This is a genomic window from Nocardiopsis sp. LDBS0036 (genome assembly GCF_041228755.1).
Lineage (GTDB): Bacteria > Actinomycetota > Actinomycetes > Streptosporangiales > Streptosporangiaceae > Nocardiopsis > Nocardiopsis dassonvillei.
This window is the reverse complement of sequence record NZ_CP141103.1, coordinates 5,922,920-5,945,730: the sequence shown is the minus strand read 5'-3', so window position 1 is coordinate 5,945,730 and position 22,811 is coordinate 5,922,920. Positions and strand designations below refer to the sequence as shown.

19 protein-coding genes are annotated in these 22,811 nt (G+C 71.6%); 11 read left to right on the top strand and 8 right to left on the bottom strand.

What is annotated here, in order from left to right; genetic code table 11:
• Positions 1–179 precede the first annotated feature (179 nt).
• Positions 180–1,289: a PhoH family protein gene (locus UIS43_RS25280; protein WP_013151759.1), complete on the bottom strand. Its 1,110-nt coding sequence runs from the start codon at positions 1,287–1,289 to the stop codon at positions 180–182.
• 282 nt (positions 1,290–1,571) lie between these two features.
• Positions 1,572–1,922: a histidine triad nucleotide-binding protein gene (locus tag UIS43_RS25275; protein WP_013151758.1), complete on the bottom strand. Its 351-nt coding sequence runs from the start codon at positions 1,920–1,922 to the stop codon at positions 1,572–1,574.
• A gap of 325 nt (positions 1,923–2,247) precedes the next feature.
• On the opposite strand from UIS43_RS25275, the gene UIS43_RS25270 reads away from it, so the two are divergent.
• Both UIS43_RS25270 and UIS43_RS25265 read left to right on the top strand, forming a co-directional pair.
• On the top strand, positions 2,248–2,778 hold the full coding sequence (locus UIS43_RS25270) for a SigE family RNA polymerase sigma factor (RefSeq protein WP_013151757.1): 531 nt from the start codon (positions 2,248–2,250) through the stop codon (positions 2,776–2,778).
• Entirely contained in the window at positions 2,775–3,527 is a 753-nt protein-coding gene (locus tag UIS43_RS25265) for a hypothetical protein (protein ID WP_370011935.1), read from the top strand. The genes UIS43_RS25270 and UIS43_RS25265 overlap by 4 nt, the downstream gene beginning before the upstream one ends.
• Positions 3,528–3,665: 138 nt before the next feature.
• On the opposite strand, the gene UIS43_RS25260 is transcribed toward UIS43_RS25265, so the two are convergent.
• From UIS43_RS25260 to hrcA, 3 genes are read right to left on the bottom strand one after another with little or no spacing between them, the layout of a single operon-like run.
• Positions 3,666–4,403, bottom strand: coding sequence for a 16S rRNA (uracil(1498)-N(3))-methyltransferase (locus tag UIS43_RS25260; RefSeq protein WP_370011934.1), 738 nt, complete (start codon positions 4,401–4,403; stop codon positions 3,666–3,668).
• Entirely contained in the window at positions 4,400–5,539 is a 1,140-nt protein-coding gene (dnaJ, locus tag UIS43_RS25255; protein ID WP_013151754.1) for a molecular chaperone DnaJ, read from the bottom strand. The genes UIS43_RS25260 and dnaJ overlap by 4 nt, the downstream gene beginning before the upstream one ends.
• 4 nt (positions 5,540–5,543) lie before the next feature.
• Positions 5,544–6,557, bottom strand: a complete 1,014-nt coding sequence (gene hrcA, locus UIS43_RS25250) for a heat-inducible transcriptional repressor HrcA (protein WP_013151753.1) — start codon at positions 6,555–6,557, stop codon at positions 5,544–5,546.
• Between the two features lie 181 nt (positions 6,558–6,738).
• Between hrcA and UIS43_RS25245 the strand changes: the two genes are divergently transcribed.
• The 3 genes from UIS43_RS25245 (at position 6,739) to UIS43_RS25235 (ending at position 9,749) form a co-directional block, all read left to right on the top strand.
• Positions 6,739–7,578 (top strand): DUF3097 domain-containing protein, encoded by an 840-nt coding sequence (locus UIS43_RS25245; protein WP_370011933.1) that lies wholly within the window; start codon positions 6,739–6,741, stop codon positions 7,576–7,578.
• 1,161 nt (positions 7,579–8,739) lie between these two features.
• Positions 8,740–9,069, top strand: a complete 330-nt coding sequence (locus tag UIS43_RS25240; RefSeq protein ID WP_041553046.1) for a DUF4870 domain-containing protein — start codon at positions 8,740–8,742, stop codon at positions 9,067–9,069.
• Positions 9,070–9,116: 47 nt separating this feature from the next.
• Entirely contained in the window at positions 9,117–9,749 is a 633-nt protein-coding gene (locus tag UIS43_RS25235; protein WP_013151750.1) for a DUF4870 domain-containing protein, read from the top strand.
• 78 nt (positions 9,750–9,827) lie between these two features.
• Here UIS43_RS25235 and hemW read toward each other — a convergent pair whose 3' ends face one another.
• Positions 9,828–11,060 carry a radical SAM family heme chaperone HemW gene (hemW, locus tag UIS43_RS25230; RefSeq protein WP_370011932.1) on the bottom strand — a complete coding sequence of 411 codons (1,233 nt, stop codon included), beginning with the start codon at positions 11,058–11,060 and terminating at the stop codon, positions 9,828–9,830.
• A 190-nt stretch (positions 11,061–11,250) separates the two neighbouring features.
• On the bottom strand, positions 11,251–12,324 hold the full coding sequence (locus UIS43_RS25225) for a LacI family DNA-binding transcriptional regulator (RefSeq protein WP_071621567.1): 1,074 nt from the start codon (positions 12,322–12,324) through the stop codon (positions 11,251–11,253).
• 96 nt (positions 12,325–12,420) lie between these two features.
• Here UIS43_RS25225 and UIS43_RS25220 point away from each other — a divergent pair, with 96 nt between their 5' ends.
• The 4 genes from UIS43_RS25220 (at position 12,421) to UIS43_RS25205 (ending at position 18,462) form a co-directional block, all read left to right on the top strand.
• The gene (locus UIS43_RS25220) at positions 12,421–14,022 is read left to right on the top strand and encodes a glycoside hydrolase family 13 protein (protein ID WP_013151747.1); all 1,602 of its coding nucleotides are present in this window, start codon (positions 12,421–12,423) and stop codon (positions 14,020–14,022) included.
• A gap of 683 nt (positions 14,023–14,705) precedes the next feature.
• Positions 14,706–15,947 (top strand): maltose ABC transporter substrate-binding protein, encoded by a 1,242-nt coding sequence (locus tag UIS43_RS25215; protein ID WP_071623148.1) that lies wholly within the window; start codon positions 14,706–14,708, stop codon positions 15,945–15,947.
• Between the two features lie 2 nt (positions 15,948–15,949).
• Entirely contained in the window at positions 15,950–17,557 is a 1,608-nt protein-coding gene (locus UIS43_RS25210; RefSeq protein WP_358168771.1) for an ABC transporter permease subunit, read from the top strand.
• Positions 17,557–18,462 (top strand): sugar ABC transporter permease, encoded by a 906-nt coding sequence (locus tag UIS43_RS25205; RefSeq protein ID WP_013151744.1) that lies wholly within the window; start codon positions 17,557–17,559, stop codon positions 18,460–18,462. Before UIS43_RS25210 ends, UIS43_RS25205 begins: the two co-directional genes overlap by 1 nt.
• Before the next feature lie 99 nt (positions 18,463–18,561).
• Here UIS43_RS25205 and lepA read toward each other — a convergent pair whose 3' ends face one another.
• Positions 18,562–20,403, bottom strand: coding sequence for a translation elongation factor 4 (gene lepA, locus UIS43_RS25200; protein WP_013151743.1), 1,842 nt, complete (start codon positions 20,401–20,403; stop codon positions 18,562–18,564).
• A 265-nt stretch (positions 20,404–20,668) separates the two neighbouring features.
• Between lepA and UIS43_RS25195 the strand changes: the two genes are divergently transcribed.
• Together UIS43_RS25195 and rpsT are read left to right on the top strand one after the other, a co-directional pair.
• A complete protein-coding gene (locus tag UIS43_RS25195; protein ID WP_117199089.1) occupies positions 20,669–21,643 on the top strand; it encodes a hypothetical protein in 975 nt (324 codons plus the stop codon).
• Positions 21,644–21,969: 326 nt separating this feature from the next.
• Positions 21,970–22,239 (top strand): 30S ribosomal protein S20, encoded by a 270-nt coding sequence (rpsT, locus tag UIS43_RS25190; RefSeq protein WP_013151741.1) that lies wholly within the window; start codon positions 21,970–21,972, stop codon positions 22,237–22,239.
• The last annotated feature ends 572 nt before the right edge of the window (positions 22,240–22,811 follow it).

The following is a 22,811-nucleotide window of genomic DNA, read 5'->3' as shown; positions in this document are numbered from 1 at the left end:
ACCTAGGGATCGCGGGGCCGGGCGGAGTGCCCGGCCGGTGGTGCGGCGCGCCGGTCCGGCGCGCCCTCGGCAACCGAACCGGTGGACCCGCCTGCGGCGGGCCCACCGGTTCGAACGCCGTGAGGTCGTGTTCCTCGGGCCGTGTCGGGTCCGAAGGCCCTCGGCGGAACACCCCTGTCTCAGTCTGCCTGTTCCCCGTCGCCGGCGCTCCCCGGCTCCGCCGGGGTGTCGGGGGCGACGCGGCGCGCGGACCCGCGGCGGGAGCGGCCGCCCCCGGCGGACCCCCTGCCGTCCCGGGCGTCGCCCTGGGCGGCGTCGTAGCGCCCGTAGGCGTCCACGATCTTGCCGACCAGCTTGTGCCGGACGACGTCCTCACTGCTCAGGCGGCAGAAGGCGATGTCGTCGATGTCACTCAGGATGGACTCGATGGTGCGCAGACCGCTGGTCTGCCCGCCGGGCAGGTCGACCTGGGTCACGTCACCGGTGACCACGATCTTGGAGCCGAACCCGAGCCTGGTGAGGAACATCTTCATCTGCTCGGGCGAGGTGTTCTGGGCCTCGTCCAGGATGATGAAGGAGTCGTTCAGGGTACGGCCGCGCATGTACGCCAGCGGCGCGACCTCGATGGTCCCCGCCGCCATGAGCTTGGGGATGGAGTCGGGGTCGAGCATGTCGTGCAGGGCGTCGTAGAGCGGGCGCAGGTAGGGGTCGATCTTGTCGTAGAGGGTGCCGGGCAGGAAGCCCAGCCGCTCACCGGCCTCCACCGCGGGGCGGGTGAGGATGATCCGGTTGACTTCCTTGTCCTGGAGCGCCTTGACCGCCTTGGCCATGGCCAGGTACGTCTTGCCGGTACCGGCGGGGCCGATGCCGAACACCACCGTGCGCTGGTCGATGGTGTCGACGTAGCGCTTCTGGTTGAGCGTCTTGGGACGGATGGTCTTGCCGCGGTTGGACAGGATGTTGGTGGTCAGCACGTCCGCGGGGCGCTCGGCACCGGGCGAGCGCAGCATGTGGACCATGCGTTCGATGGTGTCGGGGGTGACGTGGGTGCCGCTCTTGGCGAGTTCGATCAGCTCCTCGACGAGGCGGACCACGACGGCGGTCTCCTCCGGGGAGCCGCTGATGGTGAACTCGTTGCCGCGCACGTGGATGTCGCTGTCGAAGGCCCGCTCCAACGCCCTGAGGAGTTCGTCCCTGGAGCCCAGCAGGCTGACCATCGTGTGCTCGTCGGGCACCACGACCTTGACCTGGGTGTCCCGTGGCGGGTGCGTGTGCGTTGTCTCGGACATGGTGAGGCCGTGCGGCCGCTGTCCCTACCCTTCGGTCGGGCGCCTTCCCGACCCCTGCGGGAGGCGCACCTGGTGGACGGTCCCGGCGCCGCGGACGGCGCCCGGTCGGAGCTTGCGCGCCGGTGTTCCCCATGGTCACACCGAACCCTCGAAGCCCACAGCGACGAGTCTACCAAGGCGCCTCCGCCCGACTCGATCCGTTATTTCCGCCTGTGGACAACGTGCGGGAGGAGTGGGGTCGGGGGCGTCGGCGTCCGCGCGCGGGACCGGTTCGCGCGCCTCCTACCCGGGGGGCCAGTTGAGCCCGCGGCCGCCGAGCAGGTGCCCGTGGAGGTGGAAGACCGTCTGCCCGGCGCCGCTGCCGGTGTTGAACACCAGCCGGTAGCCCTGGTCGGCGACGCCCTCGTCCACGGCCACCTCGTGCGCCACCCGGACGATCTCGTCGAGCAGGCCGGTGTCCGCCGCCGCGGCCTCGGCGGCGTTGGGGTGGTGCTCGCGCGGGATGACCAGCACGTGCGTGGGCGCCTGGGGGTTGATGTCGCGGAAGGCGACCGCGCGCTCGCTCTCGCGCACGATCTCGGCGGGCACCTCCCCCTTCACGATCTTGCAGAAAAGACAGTCGTCCTGGGCCATCGCTCACCTTTTTTTGCGTCTGCGCGACCGCCGAAAGGGCCGCCGTATCGGGTTCGTCCGGGACCATGATGCCGCAGGTCGCCGTCGGGCGGGCCCGCGGCGGAGGGCTTGGGAGGCACTGTGGGCGAGCGGATTCGGCGACGCCCGGCGCCCCGGGCGCGATAGGCTTTCCACCCGTGCGCGTCAGGTCGTCGGCTCCGTCCGGCCCCGGCCATATTCCCGCGTGTTCGGATTGAAACGCACGTCTACCTGGAAAAGAAGAGGTATGCCCTTTCGTAAACCCCGCGACAAGGGTGTGCGTCGAACTGATGTGACGACAGAAACCATGGTGGCCGGTGCCACCACGGCACCGCTCTCGGTGGAGTGGGACGCCGACCACGCCGTGACGGAGCTCTACCGGGAGCACTACCGTCCGCTCGTTCGGCTCGCCGCCCTGCTGGTCCGCGACCACGCGACCGCGGAAGAGGTCGTCCAGGACTCGTTCGTCGCCATGCACGGAGCGTGGCGCCGCCTGCGCGACCCGAACAAGGCCCTGTCCTACCTGCGCCAGGCCGTGGTGAACAAGGCCCGGTCCGTACTCCGCCACAGGGCGGTCGTGGAGAAGCACGCGCCCAAGGCCCTGCCCGACGCCCCCAGCGCGGAACACGGCGCGCTGAGCCTGTTGGAGCGCGAAGCCGTCATCCGCGCCCTGCGCAAACTACCCACCCGTCAGCGAGAGGCCATCGTGCTCCGGTACTACGGCGACCTGTCCGAGGCACAGATCGCGGACGCCATGGGGATCAGCCGGGGCGCGGTGAAGAGCCACACGTCCCGCGGTATCTCCGCGCTCCGCTCTGTTCTGGAGCAAACGACATGACCAGCCCCACGAACCCCACGAACGATCCGTTCGAGGAGCAGCTGCGCCACCTGCTCAAGGCCGAGGCCGACACGGTCACGACCTCTCCCGAGGCGTTGAACCTGATCCGTGAGCGCACTGAGCGCAGCCGCGGTTCGGCCTGGTTCGGTATGCCCTGGCTACGTCCGGCGGTGGCGGTGGCGGGAGCCGCCCTGATCGCCGGGTCCGTGGTCATCTCCAGCCCCCAGGTCCGCGACCACGTGCTGGAGATCGTCCCCGCGGGCGCCGACCGCGAGGGCGCGCCCGCCGAGGAGGAGGGCGAGGGCGGCGGTGTGATCGCTCCGGACCCCTCCACCGGCTCCGTGGACGGCACCACCCAGCAGGAGGAGGAGCCGCCGCGCGACCCGGCCTCCTCCCCCACCCCGGAGGACGACGAGGAGGAGCCCGCTCCCTCCGAGGAGGGCGTCACGGCCGCCACCACGTGTCCGACGCCCGAGGAGCCCGCCTCCCCGGCCCCGTCCAGCTCCGAGGGGGAGAAGGGCGAGAAGGCCGCCTCCGAGGAGGAGTGCGAGCCCAGCGACGAGCCGAGCAGCGGCACCGGCGACGGGTCCACCGGCGAGGAGGGCGGCGGCGACGGCGGCGGAACCGGTGGTGAGGAGCCGTCCGGCGGCGACGGCACCGGCGGCGAGACCGGAGGCGACGGAACCGGCACGGGCGGCACCGGCACCACCGGAGGCGACAACGGCGCCAAGACGGCTCCCAGCAGCTGACACGCCCCTCACGGAGGGTCCGTCCCCGTACACGCCGGGGCCGGTCCCGCGCAGGAGTCACCCGCTGGACACAGACACACGGGAGGCGCCCGGACGCGTTCGGGCGCCTCCCGTGTGTTCAGCGTCGGTCCGTGCGCCCTACCAGCGGCCGGTGCGGGCCTGGAGCACCGACAGGGCGGCGACCCCGGCGGTGGAGGTGCGCAGCACGCTCGGCCCCAGCAGCGCCCGGACCGCGCCCGCGGCGTCGAACGCCTCCAGCTCGGCGTCGGAGAAGCCGCCCTCGGGACCGACCACCACGACGACGTCGGCGTCCTGTCCGACAGGCGGTTCCAGCTGTGACAGGCGGCTGGCGCCGTCCTCGTGCAGCACGACGCCCAGGTCCGCCCCCGCCAGCAGTTCGACCACGGCGGTGCGGTCGGCGAGGTCGGCCACCTCGGGCAGCCGCGCACGCCGGGCCTGCTTGGCCGCCTCGCGGGCGGTCGCACGCCACTTGGCCAGCGCCTTGGCGGCGCGGTTGCCCTTCCAGCGGGTGACGCAGCGCTCCGCCGCCCAGGGCACGACCGCGTCCGCTCCGGCCTCGGTCATCATCTCCACGGCCAGTTCGCCCCGGTCGCCCTTGGGCAGTGCCTGGACCACGGTCAGGCGGGGGCGGGGCGCCGGTTCCTCCCGGCGCTCCACCACCGCGCAGACGATGTGGTCCCCGCCCACGGCGGTCACCGTGCAGCGGGCGCGCAGACCGCGTCCGTCGGAGAGGTCGACGGTCTCGCCCTCCCGGATGCGGCGCACCACGGCGGCGTGGCGGCCCTCGGCGCCGTCCACCGTCACCCGGTCGGCCGCCAGGTCGGCGGCCTCGACCAGGAAGACCGGCGGCGTCACTTGGCGCCGAAGGCGTCGCGGATCTTGGAGAAGAACCCGCCGTGTCCGGGACTGAAGCGTCCCGGGGTCTGGTCCTCGCCGCGCAGTTCGGCGAACTTGCGCAGGAGGGCCTCCTGCTCCTCGTCCAGCCTGCTCGGGGTCTCCACGTCGACGCGGATGCGCAGGTCGCCCCGGCCGCCGCCGTCGAGGTGGCTGACGCCCTTGTTGGGGAGGGTGATGACGTGGCCGGAGTTGGTGCCCGGGCGCAGGTCGATGTTCTCGGTGCCGTCGAGGGTGTCGAAGGCGAAGGAGGCGCCCAGCGCGGCGGCCGTCATGGGGACGGTCACCGTGCAGTGCAGGTCGTCGCCGCGACGTTCGAAGGTGGGGTGCGGGCGCTGGATGATCTCCAGGATGATGTCGCCGCGCGGTCCGCCGTTGGGGCCGACCTCGCCCTCCCCGGCGAGCTGGATGCGGGTGCCGTCGTCGACGCCCGCGGGGATCTTGACGGTGCGGGTGACCTTCTCGCGCACCCGGCCCTCGCCCGCGCAGTCGCCGCAGGGGTTGGTGATGACCGAGCCCTGGCCCGAGCACTGGGGGCAGGGGCGGGAGGTCATGACCTGGCCGAGGAAGGACCGCGTGACCTGGGAGACCTCGCCCTGTCCGTGGCACATCTCACAGGTGGTGCGGTGCGAACCGGCCGCCGTCCCCTCGCCCTGGCAGGTCTCGCACAGGATGGCGGTGGGGAAGGTGATCTCCTTGCTGACCCCGAACGCGGTCTCCACCAGGTCGAGTTCGACGCGGATCTTGATGCTGCGCCCGCGGCGGACCCGTTCCCGGGGGCCGCGCCCGCCGGGCTGGCCGCCGCCGAAGAAGGCGTTCATGATGTCGTCGAAGGCGAACCCGCCCGCGCCGCCGAAGCCCCCGGCCCCGCCGCCGCCGGGCGCGTAGGGGTCCTGGCCCATGTCGAACATCCGGCGCTTGTTCTCGTCGGAGAGGACCTCGTAGGCCTGGGTCACCTCCTTGAAGCGCTCCTGGGTTGCGGGGTCCGGATTGATGTCCGGGTGGAGTTCGCGCGCGAGCCGCCGGTAGGCCTTCTTGATCTCGTCCTTGGACGCGTCGCGACGCACTCCGAGAACCTGGTAATAGTCTCTGGCCACTGGGTTACTGTCCTGCCAAAATCTGTCCGACATAGCGAGCCACGGCGCGTACTGCTCCCATCGTCCCCGGATAGTCCATCCGGGTGGGTCCCACCACACCGATCTTGGCGAGCGACTGGTTTCCCACACCGTAGTCCGCCGACACGATGGAGGTGGACCTCAGGCCCTCGTGGAAGTTCTCCGCGCCGATGCGCACCGTGAGCATCGACGGGTCCTTGGCCTCTCCCAGCAAACGGATGAGGACCATGTTCTCTTCCAGTGCCTCCAGGACGTCCCTGAGGCTGGCGGCGAAGTCGACGGCGGCGAGGTTGGCCGTCCCCGCGAGGACGATCTTCTCCTCGTGCCGCTCGACGAGGCTCTCCAGCAGGACGGAGAGGACCGACACCGCCATCTGGCGGTGTTCGGGCGCCACCTGCGGAGGCAGGTCCTCCACCGCGTCGGGCACGTCGCCGAGGTGGCGTCCGGCGATGGCCCGGTTCAACATCGCGCGCAGGTCGTTGACGGCGGCCTCGTGGACCTCTCCCAGGCCGTCGATGACGCGCTGCTCGACCCGGCCCGTGTTGGTGATCACGACCATCATGATCCGCTGACCCCCGAGGGGGACCAGTTCCACGTGCTGCACCGACGAGCGGGTCAGCGACGGGTACTGGACGATCGCGACCTGGCGGGTGAGCTGCGCGAGGAGCCGCACGGTCCGGGCGACGATCTCGTCGAGGTCCACGGCGCCGGTGAGGAAGGACTCGATGGCGCGCCGCTCCGCGCTGGAGAGCGGTTTGACCGAGGAGAGCCGGTCGACGAAGAGCCGGTACCCCTTGTCCGTGGGAACGCGTCCGGCACTGGTGTGCGGCTGCGCGATGTAGCCGTCCTCCTCGAGGGCGACCATGTCGTTGCGGATGGTCGCCGGGGAGACTCCGAGCCGGTGCCGGTCGGCCAGGGCCTTGGAACCCACGGGCTCGTTGGTGTTGACGAAGTCCTCGACGACGGCACGCAGGACCGCGAGCTTGCGCTCATCCAGCACTCGCCACCTCCTGGCACTCCATGGTCCTCAGTGCTAAGTCTACGCCCGGCCGCAAACCCTGACGGTTACCCGCGGGTGGTGAAGCCGCGGCGCGGCCGTGCCGCCCCTGCTCCCGCCGGGCACGCGGCACGCGCCGCGGCCGACGGGGCGCCGGCGCGCGCCACCAGTAGACTGCACGACCGTGGCTACCAAGGGAACCGGCCGTTACGGCCGCGACGTGCTCGCCGGGGACTGGCGCCGCCCGAAGAAGAAGGCGGTCCGCGAGGTGCCCCTGGAAAGGGAACTGGTCGTGGAGGACGCCGAGGAGGCGTTCTGCGGGGCGGTGATGGCCTGGGACAAGGCCACCGTCACGCTGGAGGACCGGCACGGCCGCCGCCGCGTGTTCGACCTCGCCCCCGCCGCGTTCCTGGTCGACGGCGAGCCGGTGACCCTCGTGCGCCCCTCCGCCGCTCCACGGGGGCCGCTGCGCAGCGCCTCCGGGTCGGTGGCGGTACCGGGCGCGCGGGCGCGCACGGCCCGGGAGAGCCGGATCTACGTGGAGGGCGTCCACGACGCCGAACTGGTGGAGAAGGTCTGGGGCCACGACCTGCGCGTGGAGGGGGTGGCCGTCGAGTTCCTGGAGGGGGTCGACGACCTGCCCTCGATCGTGGCGGAGTTCTCACCCGGGCCCGGCAGGAGGCTGGGCGTCCTGGTGGACCACCTGGTGCCGGGGTCCAAGGAGACGCGGATCGCCGAGCGGGTGCGCGGCGAGCACGTGCTGGTGGCCGGGCACCCCTACGTCGACGTCTGGCAGGCGGTGCGGCCGGGTTCCGTGGGGATCGGGGCATGGCCCGAGGTGCCGCGCGACGTGCCCTGGAAGGAGGGGGTCGTGAGCGCCCTGGGCTGGCGGATGGAGACGGGAGAGGCGTGGCGCCGGATCCTGGGGTCGGTCCGTACCTATGCTGATCTGGAGCCGGCTCTGCTCGGCCGGGTGGAGGAGCTGATCGACTTCGTCACCGGGCCGCACCCGGACGCTCCCTAGCGAGCGCTGCGCGCGGGAGGAGCGGTAGGACCTAGGATTTGACCTGGGCGAGGCGCCGGTCCCCGTGTCCGGTGCCGAGGTCGCCCGCCTCCGGCCCGCGCGGTCGTCGGTACAGCACGGTAGTACAGAACCTCCCTCTCATCAGCGGAGCCAAGGAAGAGCATGAGCCAGACCCCGACGAACCCCCCGCCCCCGGAGGATCCCCACCGGGGACAGCAGCCGGAGCACGGGCAGGACGGTCAGCAGGAGTACGGACAGCGGCCCCCGCAGCCGGAACCCGGCCAGCAGCCCTCCTACGGGCAGCCGTCCGGGGCGCAGCCGCCCTACGCTCCGCAGCCCGACCAGGACCACGGCCAGCCGCCCTCGGGTGCGCAGTCCCCGTACGCCCCGCAGCCCGACCAGGGCTACCAGGGCTACGGCCAGACCCCGGGGGCGCAGCCCGACTTCGCACCGCCCCCCGGCGCCCCGTCGCCGTACGCGCCCCAGCCCGGTCAGGGCCAGCCCGCCTACGGTCAGTCCTCGGGCGCGCAGTCGCCGTACGCCCCGCAGTTCGAGCAGGGGCAGCAGGGCTACGGCCAGGCCTCGGGGGCCCAGCCGGGTTACGGGCAGCCCTCCGGCGCCCAGCCCGGGTACGGCCAGGCCCCTGGAGCCCAGCCCGGCTACGCCCCGCAGCCCGAATACGGTCAGCAGCCCTACGGCCAGCCCCAGCAGGGCGAGTACGGCCAGCCCCCGGCCGGACAGCAGCAGCCCGGTTTCGCACCGCCGGAAGGCGCCCCCGAGCAGCCCGGCTACGGGCAGCAGGCGGCCTACGGCCAGACCCCGGGGGCGCAGCCCGCCTACGGCCAGCCCTCCGGCGCCCAGTCCCCGTACGCCCCGCAGCCCGACCAGGGACAGCAGGGCTACGCCCAGGCGCCGGGAGCCCAGCCCTCCGGCGCCCAGCCCGGCTACGCCCCGCAGCCCGAGTACGGTCAGCAGCCCTACGGCCAGCCCCAGCAGCCCCAGCAGGGCGAGTACGGCCAGCCCCAGCAGGGCGTCTACGGCCAGCCCGCCCCGGGCCAGCAGCAGCCCTACCCGGGCGCCCCCGCGGCGTACGGGCAGCCGGGCGTTCCTGGCCAGCCCCAGCAGGGCGCGCCGGGCGGCGACAACAGCACGCTCGTGGCCATGCTCGCCCACCTGTCGGGCTTCGTGATCGCCTGCCTGGGTTGGATTCCGCCTCTGGCCGTCTACTTCGCCAAGCGCAACCAGTCGCCGTTCGTCCGCCACCACGCGGCCGAGGCGGCCAACTTCCAGCTCACCCTGCTGATCCCCTACCTCTTCGCGTGGGTGGCCTTCATCGGCCTGGGTATCTTCTTCCCGGAGCTGTCCTGGATCGGATCCCTCCTGGTCGCCCTGATCTGGATCGTCGCTATCGTGTTCGGCGTCCTGGGCGCCAACGGCGCCAACAAGGGGACGTGGTACCGCTACCCGGTGAGCATCCGCCTGTTGAAGTGATCCGCTCCCGCACGCAGTCCGAGCGCATCCGCACGAAGGAACCCAACATGTCCTATCCCAGCAACCCTCCCGAGGGCCCCTACGGTCAGGGCCAGCAGCCCGGCCAGGACTCCGGCGGCTACCCCTCCCAGCACGGTTACCCCACCGGTGGCCAGCCCGGCTACCAGCAGGGCGGCTACCCGCCCCCGCCCGGCCAGCCCGGGTACGAGCAGACCGGCGGATATCCGAACCAGCCCGGTGGCTACCCCGGCCAGCCCGGGTACGAGCAGACCGGCGGCTACCAGTCCCACTACCAGCAGGGCGGTTACGGCCAGCCCCCGCACGGCGCCTACGGCCCCTCCTCGGCCACGACCGGCCAGCCCAGTCCGGACGAGCGCCAGATGGCGATGTTCGCCCACGTGGGCGGCGGCGTCATCGGCTGGCTCGTGCCGCTGATCATCTTCTTCGTCAAGAAGGACGAGTCGCCGTTCGTCCGCAACCAGGCCGCGCAGGCGCTGAACTTCCAGCTCCTGATCCTGATCGGCTACCTGATCTCCAGCGTCCTGATGATCGTCATCATCGGGTTCCTGACCTGGTTCATCTGCTGGATCGCGGCCGTCGCCCTCGGCATCATCGGCGGTGTGGCCGCCAACCGGGGCGAGTGGTACCGCTACCCGTTCAACGTCAGCTGGATCAAGTAGTCCGGCGCTTCGGCGGACGCGAGGGGGCCCGGCCGTCGGCCGGGCCCCCTCGCCGTGTCCGGCCCCGGCCGGAGTGGCTCAGGTGAGGTCGCGCACCACGGCGTCGGCGAGCAGGCGCCCGCGCAGGGTGAGGGCCGCGCGGCCCTCCTCGTGGGCGTCCGCGTCCAGCAGGCCCTCGGCTACGGCCTGCTTGGCCGCGTCGCGGCCGTGCGGTTCGAGCAGGTCCAGCGGGCACCCGCCCTCCACACGCAGTTCCAGCAGGACGCGTTCGAAGCGGCGCTCCTCCTCGGTGAGCACCTCGCGGGCCAGGCCGGGGCTGTGCCCGGCGGCCAGGCGGGCGGCGTAGGCGGCCGGGTGCTTGACGTTCCACCAGCGGGTGCCGCCCACGTGGCTGTGGGCGCCCGGGCCCACGCCCCACCAGTGGCCGCCGGTCCAGTACAGGAGGTTGTGCCTGCTGCGGCCCTGCTCGGTGCGCGCCCAGTTGGACACCTCGTAGGCGCTGAACCCGGCCGCGGTGAGGACCTCCTCGGCCATGAGGTAGCGGTCGGCCATCGTGTCGTCGTCGGGCTCGGCGAGTTCGCCCCGGCGCACGCGGGCGGCCAGGCGGGTGCCCTCCTCGACGATGAGGGAGTAGGCCGAGACGTGGTCGGGTCCGGCGGAGACCGCGGCCTCCAGGGAGGCCCGCCAGTCCTCGTCGCCCTCCCCGGGAGTGCCGTAGATCAGGTCGAGGTTGACGTGCTCGAACCCTGCCCGCCGCGCCCACTCCGCGCACTGCTCGGGGCGTCCGGGCGTGTGGCCGCGCTCCAGCACCCGCAGCACGTGCTCGCGGGCGCTCTGCATGCCGAAGGACACACGGGTGAACCCGGCCTCGCGCAGCCGCGCGAGGTAGTCGGGGGTGACCGTCTCGGGGTTGGCCTCGGTGGTCAGCTCGGCGTCGGGCGTGAACCCGAAGCGCTCGCGCACGGCGGTGACGACGCGGCCCAGGTCCTCGGCCGACAGCAGGGTGGGCGTACCGCCGCCGACGAACAGCGTGCTGACCGGCGGGCGCTCCCCCGTCAGGACCCGGTCGGCCAGCGCGACCTCCGCGATCGCCTGGTCGGCGTAGGTCTCGCGGGAGGCGGTGGCGGTGCCGTCGCGGGAGACCAGTTCCTCGGCCGTGTAGGTGTTGAAGTCGCAGTAACCGCAGCGGGTGACGCAGAAGGGCACGTGGACGTAGAACCCGAGGGGACGCCCGCCGAGTTCGGCGAGGGACGGCCCGGGCAGTTCGCCGGTGCTCGGTACGGGATCGCCGTCGAGGGCAACGGAAGGCATGCCTCCAGTGTCGCCGACCGGCCGGTGTGCCCTGGTCCCCCGCGTCGGGCACGCGGGGGCCCGGGTACGGCGGTGCGGGATCGGAGGCCGGGAAGCGGGGGTTACGGGATCGGGGAGCAGGGGTTGGAGATCGGAACGGGACGCGGGGTGTGGGGATCAGGCGGGGAGGGCTGTGGGGAGGACGGCCCGGTCAGACCCGGGGGCGCTCCGCCCGGGCGTGCGCGGGGGCGGCGTCGACCCGGGTGAGGGGAGCGTGGTTCCTGGCGGGGGCGATGGCGGTGGAGCCGCGGACGACCAGCTCGGGGTCGAAGACGTACTCGGTGTGGGAGACGGGGTGTCCGGCGATCTCGTCGCACAGGGCGCGCACGGCGGCCAGCGCCATGGCGTTGACCGGCTGCCGGACGGTGGTCAGCGGGGGGTCGGTGAAGGCGATGAGCTGGGAGTCGTCGAAGCCCACCACCGAGAAGTCCCGGGGGACGCTCAGGCCGCGCTGGCGGGCGGCGCGGATGGCGCCCAGGGCCATCATGTCCGAGCCGCAGACCATGGCGGTGACGCCGCGTTCGATCAGCCGGGTGGCGGCGGCGTGGCCGCCCTCCACGCCGAACAGCGACAGTTCCACGAGGTCCTCGCCGTCCAGGCCGTGCTGCGCCAGGGCCCGGTGGTACCCGTCGAGCTTGCGGCGGACCGGAACGTAGCGCTCGGGGCCGCTGGTGAAACCGATGCGGGTGTGACCGAGGGCGACCAGGTGGTTGACGGCCAGGTGCCCGGCCTCCCGGTCGTCGCAGGAGATGAAGGCGGCGGGGATGGCGTCGGCGTACCCGTTGACCAGCACGATCGGGAGTCTGCGCGAGACCAGGGCGTGGTAGCGCTCGTGGGGGGCGGTGGTGTCGGCGTGGCGCCCGGAGACGAAGAGGATGCCGGAGACGTTGCGCTCCAGCAGCAGCTCCACGTACTCGTCCTCCGTTATCCCGCCGGGGGTCTGGGTGCACAGCACCGGCGTGTACCCGCGCTGGGCGAGCGCCCCCTCGGCCGCCTGGGCGAACATCGGGAAGACGGGGTTCTCCAGTTCGGGTATGACCATGCCGACCAGTCCGGCGGAGCGCTGCCGCAGCCGGGCGGGGCGCTCGTAGCCGAGGACGTCCAGCGCCGTCAGGACGGCCTTGCGGGTGTCGCTGCCGACGCCCGGCTTGTCGTTGAGCACCCGCGAGACGGTGGCCTCGCTGACGCCTGCGTGCCGCGCGATGTCGGCAAGTCGTGGACCCATGGGCGCAACTCTAGTCGAGATCGTCGTCACATGGCCGAAAATTGGCGGTAATCTTGCGCAAGAAATTGCACTCGTCACAGGGAAGGACCCCCGCTGATGGAGCCTCAGTCGCACTGGTGGCGTGACGCGGCGATCTACCAGATCTACGTCCGCAGCTTCGCCGACTCCAACGGTGACGGTGAGGGCGACCTCGCCGGCATCCGCGAGCGCCTCCCCCACCTGGCCGAACTCGGCGTGGACGCGATCTGGCTGACGCCGTTCTACGTCTCCCCCCTCGCCGACGGCGGTTACGACGTCGCCGACTACCGCGACGTCGATCCCCGTTTCGGGACCCTGGAGGACTTCGACGCCCTCCTGGAGACCGCCCACGGGATGGGCATCCGCCTGATCATCGACGTGGTGCCCAACCACTCCTCCTCCGCCCACCGGTGGTTCAAGGAGGCCGCGGCCGCCGAGCCCGGCGAGCACGCCCGCTCGCGGTACGTCTTCCGGGACGGCAGGGGACCCGACGGGGAGGAGCCGCCGAACAACTGGAAGTCGATCTTCGGCGGCCCGGCCTGGACCCGCCTCAAGCGGCCCGACGGCACCCCCGAGCAGTGGTACCTGCACCTGTTCGACCCCGAGCAGCCCGACTTCGACTGGACCAACCAGGAAGTGCACGACGAGTTCGACGACGTGCTGCGCTTCTGGCTGGACCGGGGCGTGGACGGGTTCCGCATCGACGTCGCGCACGGCATGGTCAAGGACCCGGCGATGCCCGACATCGCCGAGGACGCCAAGGCCGACATGCTCGACGGCAGCACCTCGCTGCCCTACTTCGACCAGGACGGCGTGCACGAGATCTACCGCCGCTGGGCGCGGATCGCCGCGGAGTACCCGGGCGACCGCGCCCTGGTGGCCGAGGCGTGGGTGGAGGACGCCCAGCGGGTGGCCCGCTACCTGCGCCCGGACGAACTGCACCAGGCGTTCAACTTCGAGTACCTGACCGCGCCGTGGGACGCCGGGCGCCTGCGCGAGGTCATCGACGTGTCCCTGGCCGCCAACACCGCGGTGGGCGCGACCACCACGTGGGTGCTGTCCAACCACGACGTGACCCGCCACGTGACCCGCTTCGGCGGCGGTGAGCAGGGGCTGCGCCGTGCGCGCGCGGCGACGCTGCTGATGCTGGGCCTGCCGGGTTCGGTGTACCTGTACCAGGGCGAGGAGCTGGGACTGCCCGAGGTCACCGACCTGCCCGAGGACTCGCTGCAGGACCCGACCTGGGAGCGTTCGGGCCGCACCGACCGCGGCCGGGACGGCTGCCGGGTGCCGCTGCCGTGGGGCGGCGACCAGGCGCCGTACGGGTTCGGCCCCGAGGGCAGCGTTCCGTGGCTGCCGATGCCCGAGGGCTGGGGCGCCCTGTCGCGCGCCGCCCAGCGCGGGGTGGAGGGCTCCACGCTGGAGCTGTACACGAAGGCGCTGCGCCTGCGCCGTGAGCTGGACGCGCTCGGCGACGGCTCGATGGCCTGGCTGGACGCGCCCGGCGGCGTGCTGTACTTCGAGCGCGAGCCGGGTGTGCGCGTCGCGGTGAACCTCACCGGGGAGGCCGTGGAGCTGGCTGCCGACGGCGAGGTGCTCGTGGCCAGCGGTCCGGTCGGCGAGCCCGCCGGAGGCACCCTGAGCCTGCCCGCCGAGACGGCGGTGTGGCTGCGCGGCTGAGCGGTTGAGCGGCTGAAGGGCTGAGCGGCTGAGCCCGCGCGTGCGGTGCCGGACACGGGGTCCGGCACCGCGCGCGGTGCGGGCCGGTGCCGGTCAGCACCGTCCTGCTGGCGCGGGGATCTCCTTCGGCAAGCTCGCTGGGCGAACGTGCTCCCAGCCGGCCACCGCCTCCCAGCGCTGACCGTCGCCGCCCGTGCCCACCACGACCGCCCGCTCCCCCGGGGCTGGCGTGGAACCCGCACGCTTTACCGGTGCCTGGCTGAGGTCGCCCTGAGGGCCCGCCCCCTGCGGCGCGCCACCAGCCCGCGCCCCACGGGTGCCCGGACGCCGTCGCCGGCACGCTCCGCCCCACCCCCTGCGGCGCGCCTCCAGAGGAGGCTCCCCGCCGACACCCTGCGGCGGGCCGGACCCGAACCGGGTTCGAGTGGTCCGCGACGGCGTGTTCAATGGTGTTACGAAATCGCTGCCCATCACAGGATCTATCAGCGAACGGTCACCGCACCGCTACCCAGCGCACGATGTCACGCGCCCGTTTCCGTGGCGTTTCCACATCTTTATGCGGGAGATCCGCAAACTCTTTCAAAGCTTGCAAGTTATTGCTAGCGTCACATCACCACGCATGCCCTCGACGGCCGGAACGCATGCGCGACCTCCTCAGCACGGCCTCCCGGAAGGAAGACAGCATGAGATTCCGCAGCGCACGAGCGGTCACGGGCATCGCCGCGATCGCACTGATGGCGACCGCGTGCAGTGGTGGCGACGAGGGCGGGGAGGCCGCCGCCGAGGGCAGCCTCGTCATCTGGTCCGACCCCGAGCGCGCCGACGCCATCAAGGCGGCCGCCCAGGAGTTCGCCGAGGCCAACGGCATCGAGGTCGAGGTCCAGGGCCTGACCTTCGGCGACATCCAGGGCGACGTGCTCAACGCCCACCAGGCCGGAAACGCCCCCGACGTCTTCATCGGCGCCCACGACTGGACGGGCAACCTCGTGCGCAACGGCGCCGTCCAGCCCATCGAGCTGCCCCAGGACCGCGCCTCCGGCCTGGACGAGACCTCGTTGCAGGCCCTCAACTACGACGGCCAGCTCTTCGGTGTTCCCTACTCCCAGGAGAACATCTTCCTCATGCGCAACACCGACCTGGCGCCGGACGCCCCCGCGACCTTCGAGGAGATGGTCGAGGTCGGCACCGAGCTCAAGGACTCCGGTGAGACCAGCGAGGTCCTGTCCATGGCCGTGGGCCAGGAGGGCGACCCCTACCGGATGAACGCCCTGTTCACCTCCGCGGGCGGCTACCTCTTCGGCCAGGACGAGGAGGGCAACTGGGACCCGACCGACCTGGGCGTGGGCACCGACGAGTCCATCGCGGCCATGGAGAAGGTCGCCGAGTACGGCGAGGCCGGGGAGGGCGTGCTGCGCCGCTCCATCACCCTGGAGAACGACGCCTCCCTGTTCTACGAGGGCGAGGCCCCCTTCTTCGTCGCGGGTCCGTGGAACGTCGCCGACGCCAACGAGGCGGGCGTCAACTACGAGATCAGCCCCATCCCCGGCTTCGAGGGCGAGGAGCCCGCCAGCCCCTACATCGGCTACCAGGCGTTCTTCGTCACCGAGGGCAGCGCCAACAGCGCCCTGGCCCAGGAGTTCGTGACCAACTACGTCACCGACACCGACTTCGTCCTCAGCCTCTACGAGGCCGACCCCCGCATGCCGGTGCAGACCGAGGCCCTGGAGAGCGTCTCGGCCGACGACCCCACCATCGCCGCGATCTCCGAGGCCGGGGCCGAGGGCATGCCGATGCCCTCCATCCCGGAGATGGGCGAGACGTGGGAGCCGCTGGGCATCGCCCAGGCCGCCGTCATCGCCGGTGAGGACGTGCGCGAGGCCATGGAGGCCGCCCACGAAACGATCGCCTCGCAGATCGGCGAGTAGCGGTGGCGTCCAAGAAGACAGCGGGCGCTCCCTCACCGGGGGCGCCCGCCCGCACGCCCCTGCCGGGCGGCCGGTTCGCCGGGAGCGGTTCACTGGCCGGGCAGCTGGTCAAGATCGCCCTGCTGGGCCTGTTCACCGCCCTGGGCGTGTGGGCGGTGCTGCCCCTGTACGTGGCGGGCAGCTGGTGGGGCATCGGCCTGGTCGTGGCCGTGGTCGGCCTCGTCTACTGGGTCTACCTGTCCAAGCGCACCGTCCCGGTCAAGTACCTGGTCCCGGGCGTGCTGTTCCTGCTCACCTTCCAGATCCTGCCGGTGCTCTACACGATGAGCACCTCGGTGACCAACCTCAGCGACGGCCACCGGGGCGACAAGGAACAGGCCATCGCCTCCATCGAGGCCTACTCGGTGAGCAGCCCGGACGGGGCCCAGGAGTACACCCTGACCGTGGCGGTCACCGGCTCGCCCGAGACCGGTGAGCTGGTCTTCCTGCTCACCGACCCCGAGGGCCGGGCCTACGCCGGAACCGAGGAGGGACTCACCGAGCTCGACGGCGCGACCGTGGAGCCCTCGGGCAAGGTCGCCGAGGCCTTCGGGTACACGATCCTGTCCCCCACCCAGGTCAACGCCCGCAGCGACGAGCTCCAGGCGTTCGCGGTGCCCACCGGCAGCGGCACGGGCATCCGCTCCAGCGGCCTGTCCACCGCCTTCGAGGGGACCGCGACCCGCGCCTACGACGCCGGGTGCGACTGCGTCACCGACGCCGGGACCGGGATCGTCTACCACGCGGACAACGAGCGCGGCGCGTTCTACGACGAGGACGGGGAGCGGCTCGCCCAGGGCTGGCAGGTCGGCGTGGGCTTCGACAACTTCGCCCGCTTCCTGTTCAACCCGACCTTCGCGTCGTCGTTCTTCAGCATCCTGGTGTGGAACATCGCCTTCGCCGCCTCCGTCACCTTCCTGGTGTTCGTGGTGGGCCTGGCGATCGCGCTCACCCTGCACGTGCCCAGGCTGCGCGGCAGGGTCGTGTACCGGATCCTGGTGGTCCTGCCGTACGCGATGAGCTCGCTGGCGATGTTCCTGCTGTGGCGGGACATGTTCAACACCGACTTCGGCCTGTTCAACCGGGTGCTCGGCCTGGATGTGGACTGGCTGGGCGACGCCTGGTCGGCCCGGGCGGCGGTGATCCTGGCCAACGTCTGGCTGGGCTACCCGTACATGTTCCTGGTGGCCACGGGAGCCCTCCAGGCCGTCCCGCGCGAGCTGGGCCAGGCCGCGCAGATCGACGGCGCGGGCCCCTGGCAGGCCTTCCGCAACGTCACCCTGCCGCTCCTGATGGTGGCGATGACGCCGATCCTGGTCTCGACGTTCGCGTTCAACTTCAACAACTTCAACGCGGTGTGGCTGATCACCCAGGGCGGCCCCTTCTCCCCGGAGAGCCCGACGGCCGGTGCCACGGACCTGCTCATCACCTACACCTACCGGCTCGCCTTCAACGAGGCCACCGCCCAGTACGGGTACGCGGCGGCGCTGTCGGTGATGATCTTCCTGATCGTGTCGGTGATGTCGGTGGTCAGCCTCAGCAGGAGCAAGGCCCTCAAGGAGGTGGACTGATGGCGGTCGCAACCCCGGACGCGGTACGCGCCCCCCACCGGCGCGGTACCGGAGTCCGTCTGGGCCTGTGGGCCCGCAGGTACGGCTGGCGCCACGTGGTGATGCTGGTGGTCGTGGCGTTCGCGCTCTTCCCTGTGCTGTTCGTGGTGTCGGCGGCGCTCAACCCGCTGGGCACGCTGTCCAGCGCGCAGCTGTGGCCGACCGGGGCCAGTCTGGACAACGCCGTCGACCTGTTCAGCAACACCCCGTTCACCACCTGGTACGCGAACTCGCTGTTCTTCGCCTTCACCAACGCCGCCGTGACGGTGCTGCTGTCGGCACTGGCCGCGTACGCGTTCAGCCGCATGCGCTTCCGGGGCCGCCGGGTGGGGCTGATCGGGCTGCTGGTGATCCAGATGTTCCCGCAGTTCCTGGCGATCGTGGCGATCTACCTGATGTTCTCCACGATCGGCGAGTACTACCCGGCGATCGGCTTCGACACCCGGTGGGGGCTGCTGCTGGTCTACCTGGGCGGCGCGCTGAGCATCAACACGTGGCTGATGAAGGGCTTCTTCGACACCGTGCCGAAGGAGCTGGACGAGTCCGCGCAGATGGACGGGGCCTCGCACGCGCAGGTGTTCTTCCGGATCATGCTGCCGCTGGTCACACCGGTGCTGGCGATCGTGGGCCTGCTGGTGTTCATCTCCACCATCAACGAGTTCCTGATGGCGAGCGTGTTCCTGCGCGACACCGACGCCAAGACGCTGGGCCTGGGGCTGTACCAGCTGGTGGCCTCGCAGCGCAACGCGAACTTCGGGATGTTCGCGGTGGGCGCCATCATGCTGTCCCTGCCCACCCTGGCGGTGTTCTGGTTCCTCCAGCGCTACATCACCGAGGGCCTGACCGCGGGAGCGGTCAAGGGCTGAGGCGGTACCGGGGAGAACGCGGAAGGGGGGCGCCCCGGCTCGGGGCGCCCCCCTTCCGCTTCCCCTACGTGCGAGCACGTGGGGGCGGGGCTGCTGCTACTACTTCTTCTTCTTGTCGTCGGAGCCGCCGGTGTCGGTGGACAGCGCGGAGATGAAGGCCTCCTGGGGCACCTCGACCCGGCCGACCATCTTCATCCGCTTCTTGCCCTCCTTCTGCTTCTCCAGCAGCTTGCGCTTACGGCTGATGTCGCCGCCGTAGCACTTGGAGAGCACGTCCTTGCGGATGGCGCGGATGTTCTCGCGGGCGATCACCCGGGCGCCGATGGCGGCCTGGATGGGCACCTCGAACTGCTGCCGGGGGATGAGCTCGCGCAGCTTCTTGGTCATCTCCACGCCGTAGGCGTAGGCCTTGTCCTTGTGCACGATGGCGGAGAAGGCGTCGACGGCCTCGCCCTGGAGCAGGATGTCCACCTTGACCAGGTCGGAGGCCTTCTCCCCGGTGGGCTCGTAGTCCAGTGACGCGTAGCCCTTGGTGCGGGACTTGAGGTGGTCGAAGAAGTCGAAGACGATCTCGGCCAGGGGAAGCGTGTAGCGCATCTCCACGCGGTCCTCGGACAGGTAGTCCATGCCCTGGAGGTCGCCGCGCCGCTCCTGGCACAGCTCCATGATCTGGCCGATGTGGTCGGCGGGGCTGAGCACGGTGGCCTTGACCATCGGCTCGTAGATGGAGTCGATCTTTCCGGCGGGGAACTCGCTGGGGTTGGTCACCACGTGCTCGGTGCCGTCCTCCATGTCCACCCGGTAGACGACGTTGGGCGCGGTGGAGATGAGGTCGAGGTTGAACTCGCGCTCCAGGCGGGCCCTGGTGATCTCCAGGTGCAGCAGGCCCAGGAAGCCGCAGCGGAAGCCGAAGCCCAGGGCGGCGGAGGTCTCCGGCTCGAAGACCAGGGCGGCGTCGTTGAGCTGGAGCTTCTCCAGGGCGTCGCGCAGCACCGGGTAGTCGGTGCCCTCGATCGGGTACAGACCCGAGAACACCATGGGCTTGGGCTCGCGGTACCCGGACAGCATCTCGGTCGCGGGCCGGTTGAGGGCGGTGATGGTGTCACCGACCTTGGACTGGCGCACGTCCTTGACGCCGGTGATGATGTAGCCGACCTCTCCCACCCCCAGCCCGTCGCACTTGGTGGGCTCGGGCGAGCTGACGCCGATCTCCAGGATCTCGTGCGAGGCGCGGGTGGACATCATCTGGATGCGCTCGCGCGGGCTGAGCTTGCCGTCGATGACCCGGACGTAGGTGACCACGCCGCGGTAGGTGTCGTACACCGAGTCGAAGATCATCGCGCGGGCCGGGGCGTCGGCGTCGCCGACGGGCTGCGGGATCTGGTTGACGATCTCGTTGAGGAGCTCCTCGACGCCCTCGCCCGTCTTGGCGCTGACCCTGAGCACGTCGGAGGGCTCGCAGCCGATGATCCCGGCCAGCTCCTCGGCGTACTTCTCCGGCTGCGCGGCCGGGAGGTCGATCTTGTTGAGCACCGGGATGATGGTGAGGTCGTTCTCCAGGGCCATGTACAGGTTGGCCAGGGTCTGCGCCTCGATGCCCTGCGCGGCGTCCACCAGCAGGACCGCGCCCTCGCAGGCGGCCAGGGAGCGCGAGACCTCGTAGGTGAAGTCGACGTGCCCGGGGGTGTCGATGAGGTCGAGCGTGTAGGTCTTGTCGTCGACGGCGGTGAAGGGGATGCGCACCGCCTGCGACTTGATGGTGATGCCGCGCTCGCGCTCGATGTCCATGCGGTCCAGGTACTGGGCGCGCATCTGGCGGTCCTCGACGACACCGGTGATCTGGAGCATCCGGTCGGCCAGCGTCGACTTGCCATGGTCGATGTGCGCGATGATGCAGAAGTTGCGGATCAGCGCGGGATCGGTCCAGTTCGGCTGTGCCACCGTGCTCCGTTCACAGGTCGGGTCCGGGTCGTGTGCGCCTCGCGGCGGTGTCGCCCCGCCGCGGCGGAGGCCGACGGCGTCGTCCATCATCCCACGGCGGCCGGGTGCCCTCTCTCGGTGACGGCAGCGGCCCGTGGGGCAGTATGGGGCGCGGGCGCGGGTCTGGTGTCCAGATTATGTGACCCGGGACCGGGAACGGGCCGTGCTGGCAGGCACCGGGCGGGCGGGGAGCGCCCGCGGTCGGGGACGTGGGAGGAGCGGGCGGTTGAAGTGGCTGTTGACACGGTTGCTGGCGGGTGTGGCCGCGATCGCGGTCGTGGTGGCCGGCGCGGGGGCCCTGCTGGCCTTCCAGTTCTCGGGTGAACCGGCGCCGTGGGCGGTCTCCCGGGGCTCCGACGCGGCCTGGGTGGGCTCCTGGGAGGACACCGGTCCCCTGGCGCGGGTGCTCGACACCGGCGGGGTGGACACGGTGTACGTGTACGCGGGCGAGATCGACGCCGAGGGCGCGGTCGAGCGGGTGGAGGACACCGGTTCCCTGCTGTCCTGGCTGGAGCGGGAGTACCCCGACGTGCGCGCGCTGGCGTGGCTGCGGCACGTGGAGAGCGGGTCCTCGCTGCTGCGGGACCGGCTCGACGAACAGGCCCGCGCGGCGCTCGCCCCGGCGGTCGCCGGGGTGGCTTCGGACGGGTTCGCGGGCGTGCACCTGGAGATCCGCCCGGTGACCGTCAACGACCCGTCGATCCCCGCGCTCATGTCGATGGTGCGCGAGGAGCTGGGCGGGGAACCCGTGCTGTCGGTGCAGGCCCACCACGTGGAGCTGGTGCCGGGCGGTCGGGTGCCCTCCTTCGTCATGGAGCGCGAGGAGAGGTACTGGTCCAAGGGCTACCTGGACCGGGTGACCGAGCACGCCGACGAGGTCGTGCTGCCGGGTGTGGGGGCGGGAATGCCCGGCGACGCGCTGTACGGCGGGTTCATGGTGCGGCAGGTGACCGAGGCGGTGACCGCCCTGCGCGCGCGTGAGGGCGTGGCGGTGCGGTTCGGGCTGCCCACGTACGGCGGTGGCGAGTGGGCGCCGGAGGAGGCGGACGAATCGTTGGCGACCGCGCTGGAGGCCGTCCGGCTGGGCGTGACCGAGGCCGATCCGCCGGAGGGGATGACCCTGGGGGTGGCCTTCTACCTGGGGGACGAGGCGACCGAGGAGGACGTGACGGCCTACACGGAGGGGTGGCTGCTGTCCTAGGGAAAGACGACGGCGGGGCTTGAGGGCCGCTGAGAACAAGAGGCCGCGGGAGTGACCACAGGTAAAGCTTGCAGGCCCCTGCCGCGAAAGCCCGGGGCTGGTGAGGTCCTCCGAGGGCATTTGAGGGCACTTGAGGGCACGAGCGGTATCCCGTGTGAGGCATACTGGAAGTCCGTGTCTCGGACTTCCACATTGGCCTCGGGCCCTGTGGACTCACACACCCTGCGTCGGCGCCCACGCCGGCCCCTCGCGGAACGGCTGCCCGCGGGTCGGGCCGCCTGGTCCGGTCGGCGCGATGACCAAGATCAACTGGAGCACGTTTTCGCATGGCGAACATCAAGTCGCAGAAGAAGCGCATTCGGCAGAACGAGAAGGCTCGTGTCCGCAACCAGGCGGTGCGCTCCTCGCTGAAGACGGCCGTCCGCAAGTTCCGTGAGGCTGCCGAGGCCGGGGACGTCGAGAAGGCCACCGTCGCCCAGCGCGCCGCCGCTCGCGCGCTGGACAAGGCCACCAGCAAGGGCGTCATCCACCAGAACCAGGCCGCGAACCGCAAGAGCGCGATCGCCAAGCGTCTGCACTCCCTGCAGTCCGCCTGAGACTGAGGCTCGACCCGGCCCGGTGCGCACGCACCGGGCCGGGTTTTTTCGTGCGCCGGACGATGCCGCCCACCGCCGTCCGCGCAGGTCGAGGAGGCCCGGGCGGGAGTTGTCCACAGCTTGGAATCGGCTGCTGACACAGCGTTTCCGGCTTCCTAACGTGGTCTTATGACTGTTCAGCGCCGCAACCGGCGCCACTCCCCCTCGACCGACCAGCAGGACCGACTCCGCGCGCTCACCCTGGACGCCTCACCGGCCGCCCGGCGCCTGCGCGCGCGTATCCCCCGCTCGCACGCGCAGCCCGCGCCGCCTCCCCGTGGTGTCCCGGCGATCCCGAGCGCGCCGTACGCGGTGGCCGGGACGCACGCCCCGTACCGTCCGGCGGCGTCTGGCGGCGCACCCTGCCCGGAGGGCACAGGCCGTTCCGAGGCCGCGCCCCGCCGAGGTCCGGTCACCGGCCCCCAGCGGCCGGAGGCCCACGAGGGCGCCGTGACCTGGTCTCCGAGCCCGGGCCAGCGGGGCGGGAGCGCCTCCGGTGACCGCCCGGGCCGGAGGCAGGCCAGGCCGGTCGC